We start from the raw sequence: 11,055 nt of genomic DNA on the forward strand, positions 1-11,055 counted from the left end.
AATTAAAATATAACAAATATCATAAAATAACATAATAAAATCCATTTTATCTGGTGTTTATATTATATTTTATTTCCCGTACGACTGATAATTGTGATTATGACGGCAGAACTGCACAAATAATGGTGTTCAGTGACTGAGTATCTTTTTATTATCCTCTGATATAAATCCTGCTCCGGCAGGATTTTTTATATGCGCATAAAAAAGCCCGGTCAGACCGGGCTTGTATTTCAGCAGGTTAAAACAGATTATGCCGACGGATGCGGATTCTGGTTTTCCGGGGCGGCATCTGCTTCAGGTTTGCGCAGCATATCATGCAGTGAACGGCCTTCAGTTTCAGCCTCTGCTTCCGCCGCAGGATTGATATTGACCGGGCAGCCGAACTCATGGTCAGTCTGGTTTTCCGTCAGCAAAGAGCTCATTGCACGGGCGATTTCAAACTCACCAATCACCACACGGTTTGCACCGCGCTCCATAATATAGGTACGCTCATCGTCATAATGCGCGCGGACAATGATCGTCATATGCGCATTCATGGCGCGGGCTTTGGCGACAATCTCACCGGCCTCATAGCCGTTCGGAATAGTCAGCAGCAGCGCACTGGCGCAATCGGCACGGGCAAGATCCAGTACATCCTGTGCCACCGCGTTACCCATCACGGAAGGGTAGCCGCGTTCTGCGAGTTCCTCGAAACGGGCGCGGGTATCTTCCACCACCACAACCGGATAACCTTTATTATGCAGCTTATCCGCCAGCATCGCACCGACACGGCCATAACCGACAATAATGGTGTGTCCGCAGATATTGACCGGCACTTGGGTGATTTCTTCCAGCGTTTCCTCTTCCTGCTGCTCTTCCGGCGTCTCGGTTTTATCCAGATAGCGATCCAGCAGCGTAAACAGCACCGGGTTGAGCATGATAGAGACAATCGCACCGGCGAGGATCAGGTCATTGGCCTGGCGGTTGAGGACTTCCAGCGTGACCCCCATTCCGGCGAGAATAAACGCGAATTCCCCGATTTGCGCAAGGCTGACGGCAACAGTCAGGGCTGTTCGCCGGTTGTGGCCGAACATCCTCACCAGCAGCAGAGCAGCGGCGGATTTACCGATGATAATAATTGCCAGTACACCGAGCACGCCCAGCGGGTGGTTAATCAGCACCATCGGGTCAAACAGCATCCCGACAGAGACAAAGAACAGTACGGCGAAGGCATCACGCAGCGGCAGGGTATCCTGCGCGGCACGGTGGCTCAGCTCTGACTCATTGAGCACCATACCGGCAAAGAACGCGCCGAGGGCAAATGAGGCATCAAACAGGGCGACGGCGGCATAAGCAATACCCAGCGCCAGCACCAGCACTGCCAGGGTAAACAGCTCGCGGGAGCCGGTAGCAGCTGTTTTGGCAAGTAACCACGGGATCACACGGCGGCCGATAAAAATCATAATCAGGATGAATGCCACGACTTTACCGATAGTAACGCCCAGGCTCATCAGCAGTTCTGATGTGCTGGCACTGGATTCCGGATTATTAATGATAGAGGCGGCAGCCGGTAACAGTACCAGGGTTAACACCATGGCAAGGTCTTCGACAATCAGCCAGCCGATAGCTATCTGACCGCGCTGGCTCTCTATCAGCTGCCGCTCTTCCAGGGCACGCAGCAGCACCACGGTACTCGCGGTGGATAAGCTCAGACCAAATACGATCCCGGTAAATAATCCCCAGCCGAACAGCCCGGAAAGGCCGAGACCCAGAATAGTGGCGACAGCTATCTGACAGATAGCGCCGGGAATAGCGATATTTTTAACCGCCAGCAGATCTTTCAGTGAAAAATGGAGTCCGACCCCGAACATCAGCAGAATAACCCCGATTTCCGCCAGTTCCGGTGCCAGAGACGCATCGGCAACGAATCCCGGGGTAAAAGGGCCTGCTAACACACCCGCCGCCAGATAACCCACTAACGGGGAAATCTTTAACCGCTGCGCTAACATACCGAGTAAATAAGCGAGAACGAGACCGCCAACAATGGTTGTGATAAGAGGCGTTGAATGCACTTTTTTCATTCTCCTTTTGATTTGTGGTGTGAACAGATGTGGGCTGACTATAAATATAATACATGTTTTCGTGATATAAATCGCGTTAAAAATATAACTAATTATGTAAAAAACAGGGCTTAACAGCAGATACCATTCAGCTTTAACTATTTTCAGCTTATTCTGCTCTTTGTGATCCCCGTTGCTGCCATCATTGGTTTACTTTAATTTTTTACATTATTGTTAGTTAACAATGCGTTGAGGTTATTTAATCTGTTTTTAATATCGATAATGATATATTTATAAAAATAACCTGAAAAAAACAGGTTTAATTGCGATATTTATGCCGGTAACAGTACGGTAATCTCTTCGCAGTACAAAATAGCCGCACTGTCACCGGGTGAATAAATACCCGATTTTTCTCTGTTGCATATTGATATTTAAAGATTTTTTAAGGATACGTTCTCGTATTTGTGCGGATCCGGAAAATGACAAAATATTGATTCAGGTCGCACTTTTTTTTACTGTGTTTACCATAACCGGTGTAAAAATTTGTGAATTTTCATCATACTTTCAGCAGAACGCCGGAGAGAGTTGTTTCTGTGCCGGTATCATTATTCAGACACACAGGGAATGACCATGACATTTACACTGAAAACCACAGCCTGTGCGCTGGCGGTATCTGCAATACTTTTTCCGGCGCTGGCGAATGCCTGGGAAAAAGATAAAACCTATGACATCACCATTCTGCACACCAATGACCACCACGGCCATTTCTGGCAGAACGATCACGGTGAATATGGCCTGTCCGCTCAGAAAACGCTGGTGGATGGTATCCGTAAAGAGGTGGAAGAGAAGGGCGGGTCACTGTTGCTGCTCTCCGGCGGTGATATCAATACCGGTGTGCCTGAATCTGATTTACAGAATGCCGAGCCGGATTTCAAAGGGATGAACCTGGTCGGTTATGATGCAATGGCGCTGGGTAACCACGAATTTGATAATCCGCTTGAAACGCTGCGTATTCAGGAAAAATGGGCCACATTCCCGTTCCTGTCCGCCAATATCTATAAAAAAAGCACCGGTGAACGTTTGTTTAAACCGTATGCCATCTTTGATAAACAGGGCGTGAAAATCGCGGTAATTGGTCTGACAACGGATGATACGGCAAAAATCGGGAACCCGGGTAACTTCCCGGATACCGAATTCCGTGCCCCGGCAGACGAAGCGAAAAACGTGGTTGAAGCCCTGCGCGAAACTGAAAAGCCGGACATCATTATCGCCGCCACCCATATGGGTCACTACGATGACAGCAATCACGGCTCCAACGCCCCGGGGGATGTGGAAATGGCGCGCAGCCTGCCGGCAGGTTATCTGGATATGATTGTCGGCGGTCACTCACAGGATCCGGTCTGTATGCAGCCGGAAAACAAGAATTATAAAATCGCCGATTACGTTCCCGGCACCCCGTGTGCGCCGGATAACCAGAACGGCACCTGGATTGTGCAGGCTCATGAATGGGGCAAGTATGTGGGACGGGCGGATTTTCAGTTCCGCAACGGTGAGTTCACGCTGAAGCACTATCAGCTTATCCCGGTGAACCTGAAGAAGAAAGTCACCAAAGAAGATGGCACATCAGAGCGGGTGTATTACACCGCTGAAATCAGCGAAAGTCCGGAAATGCTGAAATTGCTGACACCGTATCAGGAAAAGGGTGATGAGCAGCTGAATATTAAAGTCGGCTCGGTTGACCGCAAACTGGAAGGTGATCGCAGTAAAGTTCGTTTTGAACAGACCAGCATGGGGCACCTGCTGCTGGCTGCACAAAAAGAGCGTGCGAATGCGGATTTCGCCATTATGAGCGGCGGCGGTGTGCGTGACTCTATCGAGCCGGGCGATATCACCTACAAAAATGTGCTGAAAGTGCAGCCGTTTGCTAATGAACTGGTGTATATCGATTTCAAAGGCAGTGAAGTACTGCCGTATCTGACCGCCGTGGCAAATATGAAAACCGATTCAGGGGCTTATGCGCAGTTTTATAATGTCGGCCTGACCCTGAATAAAGACGGTTCGGTGAGTGATGTGACGATTGACGGCAAACCGCTGGATCCGGCCAAAACCTACCGTATGGCGACACTGAACTTCAATGCGATCGGCGGGGATGGTTATCCGAAAATTGATTCTCATCCGGGCTATGTCAATACCGGCTTTGTTGATGCAGAAGTGCTGAAAGGCTATATTGAAGCGCATTCACCGCTGAAAGCCACAGATTATGAACCGAAAGGTGAAATTATTTATAAAAACAACTAATTGACTGTCTGAGTTATAAAAAATCGGGGGCATTTCAACCCCCGGTTTTTATTCGGTTTATCAGTCCCGTTTCGCGATCGGGGCAAATTTCCCGTCCAGCACTTTCGCCAGATCCTGCGGAGCCAGTTCGATATCCAGGCCGCGTTTGCCGCCGGAAACGAAAATAGCGGCAAATTCCTGAGCCCCCTCATCAATCAGGGTCGGCAGACGTTTTTTCTGCCCCAGCGGGCTGATCCCGCCCACCAGATAACCGGTGACTTTCTGTGCATTCACCGGATCGGCCATTTCCGCTTTTTTCACACCAAGGGCTTTAGCCACGGCTTTTAAATCAAGCTGTTCTGATACCGGGGTGACGGCCACGGCGAGGTGTTTATTATCACCGTTCAGTGCCACCAGCAGGGTTTTGTATACCTGACGGGCATCGAGATTGAGTTTGCGAACCGCTTCATCACCGAAATTATGATCATTCGGATCATGCTCGTAAGGATGGAGGATGAATGAAATCCGGTTTTTTTCCAGAAGTTTTACAGCCGGTGTCATAGGTCTTTCCTTGCAGATAATTCAGACGGCAGTGTCACAAGGCCTGCCAGTTTAACACAAAATGGACGGCAGATTATGGTCGCCGTAAAGATGCAGTGCCCCGACCGCCACCACATAATTGCCGGGCGGCAGTTGCGTCAGCCGGGTTTTCCAGGCGTCGTTGCGGCTTATCATCAGATGCTGATATGTCTGCTCGCTGAAGGTGGCGGGCAGTGGCTGCGCAAGTTTTTCCGGCCGGTAATCGAGCCACCAGCCGAGCATAATCTGAAGTGCCCGCGCATTGTCATGCCAGTAGGCCAGGGTATCTTCCAGCAGGCTCAGTCCTTCGTCCGGGAAATCCAGCAGCATCTGCAGCTGTGCCTGTGTGCCTTCCAGCTCAAAAACAGGGATATTCTGTCCGTGAGCGGCATTGAGCATCTGATAGTCAATGCCGTAATGCGGCCGCAGCCCGAGACTTTGTGCCTGGGCGGACTGCAGGATCAGCGCCACCTGCCAGGCAGGCAGGGTATCCAGGGTCTGTACCGGCTGGCGTTGTTCCTCACAATACCGGCGGTAGTCGTTTCTCAGGTGCTCCGGTAAGCGCTCACTTACCGGCAGACGGGGGGATTCCGGGTCTTGTCCCGGGAACGGTGGTGCCGGACGGGTAATATCGGCTTCCACAATCAGGCCATCAGCATGGTTAATTCTTTCCAGCAGCGGGCCGGGCAGCGGATACATGGCTTCCGACCCCATATGAATACTGCCGACCAGATGCAGTGAGATATCCCCCGGCAATGTGAGGTCAACCGAGGGCCAGGTGCAGCCACCCTGCGGATCAGGCGGGATAAGGTAATCTTTCAGCCGGCGGAACAGTGTTTTCATGACGACTCCTGTCGTGAAACGATACCTTAGTTGACTGCAAGCGCACTTTTTTTTCAACCCTGATAAGTCATATCCGGTTAATCAGCAGGAAAAAAATAAGGGAGCGAAGTATTCGCTCCCTTAAGATAGTGACTGATGATTTAATCTTTCGGTTTAAAACGTAACAGCCGGTTGGCGTTACTGACCACGGTAATGGATGACAGCGCCATTGCCGCCCCTGCCACGACCGGATTCAGCAGTGTGCCGGTGAACGGGAACAGCACCCCGGCGGCGATCGGGATCCCGAGGGTGTTATAAATAAAGGCACCCAGCAGGTTCTGTTTCATGTTGCGCAGTGTCCCTTTCGAGATAGCCACCGCATCAGCCACACCGTGCAGGCTGTGACGCATCAGGGTGATTGCTGCCGTTTCGATGGCGATATCACTGCCGCCGCCCATGGCGATCCCCACATCTGCCCGTGCCAGTGCCGGTGCGTCATTGATACCGTCACCGACCATCGCGACACGGCGTCCGGCCTGCTGTAATTTTTCAATGGCAGCGGCTTTGCCGTCCGGCAGTACACCGGCGATCACTTCATCAATACCGGCTTCTTTGGCGATAGCCCGGGCGGTCACTTCGTTGTCCCCGGTCAGCATCACCAGTCGGTATCCCTGTTTGTGCAGACGCGCCAGCGCACTGACACTGTCCTCACGCAGCGGATCACGGATGGAAAGAATCGCCGCGATTCTGCCGTCAACCGCCAGCATGACCGGGGTCACGCCTTTGCCGGCCTGTGACTGCACCAGCGCATCCGCTTCCCCGGCGGTGCTGATTTTTTGTGCCTGCATCAGTGCATGGTTACCCAGCAGCAGTGTCCGGCCTTCAGACTCCCCGCTGATCCCCATCCCCGCCAGGGTACGGAACTGCGTGACAGACGGCAGTGTCAGCGCCTTCGCGCGTTCAGTGATGGCACGGGCCAGCGGGTGATTAGAACCGCTTTCCAGTGCTGCTGCGAGACGCAGTACATCATCATCACTGAAACCATTAAAGGTATGGATTTCCGTTACCTGCGGCATCCCTTCGGTCAGGGTTCCGGTTTTGTCGAAAACAATGGTGTCGAGGGTGCTTGCCTGCTGTAACGCATCCGCATCCCGTACCAGCACACCAAACTCAGCGGCGCGTCCGACCCCGGAAATTATCGACATCGGCGTTGCCAGCCCCAGCGCACACGGACAGGCGATAATCAGTACCGTGGTAATAATCACCAGCGCATAGGTTATCTGCGGCGCAGGGCCGAAGAAGTACCAGACGGCACCGGCGATCAGAGCGATAACCACCACAACCGGTACAAAGACGGCTGAGATTTTGTCCGCCAGCTGACCGATTTCCGGTTTACTGCTCTGTGCCTGGCGCACCAGTTTAATGATGCGTGCCAGCGTGGTTTTGCTGCCGACCGCGGCGGCCCGGAACAGCACGGTGCCGTCCTGCACGGTGGTCCCGGCAGAAACGGTATCGCCGGTGGTTTTCTGCTGCGGGATAGGCTCCCCGGTCAGCATTGCCTCATCCATCCACACTTCGCCTTCCGTGATCTCACCATCGACCGGTACGCGATCACCGGTGGTCAGGCGCAGGATCATCCCCGGCTGCACATCAGCCAGCGGTACATCTTTTTCCCCTTCCGCTGTCACCACACGGGCGGTCGGCGGAGTCAGATCCAGCAGGCGCTCCAGTGCTTTTGATGAACGCTGACGGGCACGCTGCTCCAGCATATGACCCAGGTTGATCAGACCGATAATCATGGCGCTGGCCTCATAATAGAGGTGACGCGCCTGCGGCGGGAACACGTCCGGCCAGAGGTTTACCGTGATGGAATAGAGCCACGCGGCGCCGGTGCCGAGCGCCACCAGGGTATCCATCGTTGCACTGCCGTTTTTCAGGGATTGCCAGGCGCTGCGGTAGAAATGTCCGCCCGCCAGAACCATCACCGCCAGGGTGACGATCCCGATGGTCAGCCAGATCCCGTGGTTCGCCGGGGTCAGCATCATATTGTCGCCGATCATCCCCCAGATCATGACCGGGATACCGACCGCCAGTGCCAGAGTCGCCTGCCAGCGGAACCGCTTCATGTTAGCGACCGCCACTTCCTGCTGGCGCTCACGGCGTTTGGCATCATCCTGAATCAGCTCTGCGCCGTAACCGGCTTTCTCCACGGCGGCGATCAGCGCTTCCGCAGAAGCGTGACCGGTGACCAGCGCACTGCGTTCCGCGAGGTTCACACGGGCATTTTCCACGCCGTCCACACTGAGCAGCGCTTTGTGTACTTTGCTGACACAGCTTGCACAGGTCATACCGTCGAGCAGAAAGGAGAGACTGTCGTCGTCCTCTTCAATTACCGGCATGGCAGGGGTATTGTCAGGCGTGGCCGGAATGTCGCAGTGCTCCGCTGCCGCTGACTCAGTCTGAGACGGCGTCAGCGGTTCAGATTTTGGGGAGGCGTTTTCTCCCGCCACCACTGCCTGATAACCGGCGGCTTCCACTGCACTGATTAAGGCCTGTGCATCAGCGCTGCCGTACACTTTCGCTTCTTTGGTATCAACCACCGCAGCCGCAACACCGTCAACCGCTTCTAATGCACTTTGCGTTTTCGCGGCACATTTCATACAATTCAGCCCGGAAAGCTGTAAAATTGTACCGGGTTTATCTGCAATCTGAGCCTCGTAACCCGCATCTTCGATAGTACTGATGAGGGATTGCGCATCCGCATCGCCGGTCACTTTGGCGAAATCAAGGGTGACCACCGCAGATTCAACATCCGGGCGGGCGTCGAGTGCTTTTTTCACACTGGCGGTGCAATGTCCGCAGGACAGCCCCTGTAACGCAAGAATAGTGGTATTAGCCATACTTTTTTTCCTTACATGTTTCGCATCATCACGCCGCAGAACAGCACACGGCGCAAGAGAAAAAATTCTGTTCGGGGGAACGGGAATTTTGATTTACGATGATGTTAAACCTTCCCTCAAGGGTAAGGTCAAGGAGAAGTTATGAATATCAGCGATATTGCACAAAAAACGGGTTTAACGCCAAAAGCGATCCGTTTTTACGAAGATAAATCTTTGATCACGCCACCGGAACGGGGTGAGAACGGATACCGGTATTTCAGTGAGCGGCATGTGGATGAACTGACCCTGCTGCGCCAGGCAAAAGAGGTCGGGTTCACGCTGGATGAGTGCCGCGAGCTGTTATCGCTGTTCCGTAATCCGAACCGCCATGCGGCGGATGTGAAATCGGCGACACTGGGTAAAGTGAAGCAGATTGAAAAAACCATTACGGAGCTCACGGCTATCCGTGACCGCCTGCTGGCGCTGGCGGAATCCTGTCCCGGGGATGACAGCGCCGAGTGTCCGATCATTGAGCATCTTTCCGGCTGCCGCCACAGTAAACCCGCCTGCCATAAATAATCTGCGCGTCTGCCCGCCGGGCGGACGCCGTCTTACATCCTGCCGGTTAAGTTTTTCTTATTTCTGCCGATAACAGATAAAAGCGCGGCTTTTTTCATCCGGTGTTATACCGGAGAAAAACGGCGTTTCTGTCCGCTGCGGCGGTAACTGACGCAAAGGATAAGTAAGACGAATTGACCAAACTGCTGACATTATTCCGCTGCATCGTATTACCGGGGCTGTTTTTCTGCCCGTTAGTATATGCGGCACCTTTCCCCGCTGCGGCGGAAAATCCGGGCGCTGATGCCTCGCGCCGGGCGATGCAGGATGCCGCACAACAGGTCAGTGATCTGCTGGAACAGCAGACTTACCGGCAACTGAGTAAGCCACAGACGACGATCACCCCCGCAGAGCCGTTACTGCGTGCGGCAGAGAATGAACACTGTCTGCCGGTCAGCGGCGTGTATCTCTCCGGTATCACACTGTTATCTCAGGACGACTTCCGCTCACTTTCACCACTGCCCGCAGACTGTATCCGCAGCCGTGATATTAATGTGCTGGTGGCGGAACTGATGGAGCGGTATCTGGAGAAAGGCTATATCACCGCGCGGATCCGTTTTCTGCCGGTTAACGATTATCACGAGCTGGGGATCGGCGTGACGGAAGGAACGGTGGAGCGGATCGACGGCGCGGATCGCGGCGTTAATACGGATCTGTTGTTTCCCGCTCTGGCCGGTAAGCCGCTGAAAATCACCGAACTGGAGCAGGGGCTGGATCAGGCAAACCGCCTGAAATCCAATCATGTCACGATGGATATTCTGCCCGGCAGCGAACCGGGAGGATCGGTGATCCGGCTGGTTAATCAGCGTGGTACCCCGGCCGGTTTTTCTCTCAGCGCAGATAATTACGGACAGAAAAGTACCGGACGCAATGTTATCCGCGCCGCGGTTACCGCAGACAGCCCGGCCGGATTATCTGATTTTGTCAGCCTGAGCGGCTCCGCCACAACCGGTAACCCGGCGGCGCGTTACAGCCGCTCCGGCATGCTGTTCTACTCCGTGCCTTACGGCGCACTGACGGTCAGCACTTACGGCAGTCTTTCCCGTTACCGCATCAGTCAGGCGCTGCGTTATAACCACGTCATTCTGCGCGGGGACAGCGCTCAGGCCGCACTGCGCGCGGATTATGTTATCTTCCGTAACCGCTCACGGATTGATTCACTGATGGCGCAGATGACACACAAACGCAGCCGCAACTACCTCAATGACACACTGATTGGTGTCAGCAGCCCGTCCCTGAGTATCGCCGAAGCCGGTTACACCGGACTGATTCTGGTGCCGGGCGGCGTTATCAGCACCTCTTTATCGGCGGAAAAGGGCACCACACTGTTCGGGGCGGATACCCGGAACACGCTGCCGGGCTCGGATCCGCAATACACCAAAGGCAAATTTTCACTCAGCTATGTTCAGCAGTTTTCGCTGTCGGAAGACACCTGGCTGTTCAGCAGTCATCTGGCCGGTCAGTACACACAGGATCATCTCCCCGGGGTGGAGTGGCTGACACTGTCGGATAACAGCGCGATCAGAGGGTTTCACGACGGCTCGTTATCGGCGGATAAGGGATGGTACTGGCAAAACACCCTTTCCCGCCGTTTTGTCCGGCAGGGGATCACGGTAACGCCCCGCGCCGGTGCGGACTACGGACGGGTTATGGCTCAGTCCGGGCAGGCGGGATGGCAGTCTGCCGCGGGTATTGCCGCAGGGGTGAATGTCAGTTACGGCGGCGCACAGCTGGATGCGCAAATCAGCCGCGCCCGGACCTCTGTGGCGGCACTGCCCGCACAGGACACCCTGTTTTCCCTGCGCCTGGGATATCAGTTCTGATCGGCTCCGTCAGTCGTT

At 53.9% G+C, this 11,055-nt stretch carries 7 protein-coding genes; 3 read left to right on the forward strand and 4 right to left on the reverse strand.

The window, feature by feature from the left end:
• Positions 1 to 248: 248 nt before the first annotated feature.
• Positions 249 to 2,060 carry a YbaL family putative K(+) efflux transporter gene (ybaL, locus tag N7387_RS10640; RefSeq protein ID WP_279798833.1) on the reverse strand — a complete coding sequence of 604 codons (1,812 nt, stop codon included), beginning with the start codon at positions 2,058 to 2,060 and terminating at the stop codon, positions 249 to 251.
• 609 nt (positions 2,061 to 2,669) lie between these two features.
• On the opposite strand from ybaL, the gene ushA reads away from it, so the two are divergent.
• On the forward strand, positions 2,670 to 4,337 hold the full coding sequence (gene ushA, locus N7387_RS10645) for a bifunctional UDP-sugar hydrolase/5'-nucleotidase UshA (protein WP_279798835.1): 1,668 nt from the start codon (positions 2,670 to 2,672) through the stop codon (positions 4,335 to 4,337).
• Between the two features lie 60 nt (positions 4,338 to 4,397).
• Here ushA and ybaK read toward each other — a convergent pair whose 3' ends face one another.
• The 3 genes from ybaK to copA all read right to left on the reverse strand — a co-directional run bounded on the left by ybaK (position 4,398) and on the right by copA (position 8,617).
• The gene (ybaK, locus tag N7387_RS10650) at positions 4,398 to 4,877 is read right to left on the reverse strand and encodes a Cys-tRNA(Pro)/Cys-tRNA(Cys) deacylase YbaK (protein WP_279798837.1); all 480 of its coding nucleotides are present in this window, start codon (positions 4,875 to 4,877) and stop codon (positions 4,398 to 4,400) included.
• 51 nt (positions 4,878 to 4,928) lie between these two features.
• Entirely contained in the window at positions 4,929 to 5,738 is an 810-nt protein-coding gene (locus N7387_RS10655) for a TraB/GumN family protein (RefSeq protein ID WP_262859108.1), read from the reverse strand.
• 140 nt (positions 5,739 to 5,878) lie between these two features.
• Positions 5,879 to 8,617 carry a copper-exporting P-type ATPase CopA gene (gene copA / locus N7387_RS10660; protein WP_279798840.1) on the reverse strand — a complete coding sequence of 913 codons (2,739 nt, stop codon included), beginning with the start codon at positions 8,615 to 8,617 and terminating at the stop codon, positions 5,879 to 5,881.
• Between the two features lie 141 nt (positions 8,618 to 8,758).
• On the opposite strand from copA, the gene cueR reads away from it, so the two are divergent.
• Together cueR and N7387_RS10670 are read left to right on the forward strand one after the other, a co-directional pair.
• Positions 8,759 to 9,175, forward strand: a complete 417-nt coding sequence (cueR, locus tag N7387_RS10665; protein ID WP_262859110.1) for a Cu(I)-responsive transcriptional regulator — start codon at positions 8,759 to 8,761, stop codon at positions 9,173 to 9,175.
• A gap of 173 nt (positions 9,176 to 9,348) precedes the next feature.
• Positions 9,349 to 11,037, forward strand: a complete 1,689-nt coding sequence (locus N7387_RS10670) for a ShlB/FhaC/HecB family hemolysin secretion/activation protein (RefSeq protein WP_279798843.1) — start codon at positions 9,349 to 9,351, stop codon at positions 11,035 to 11,037.
• The last annotated feature ends 18 nt before the right edge of the window (positions 11,038 to 11,055 follow it).

It is taken from the genome of Morganella sp. GD04133, assembly GCF_029835375.1.
GTDB lineage: Bacteria > Pseudomonadota > Gammaproteobacteria > Enterobacterales > Enterobacteriaceae > Morganella > Morganella morganii_B.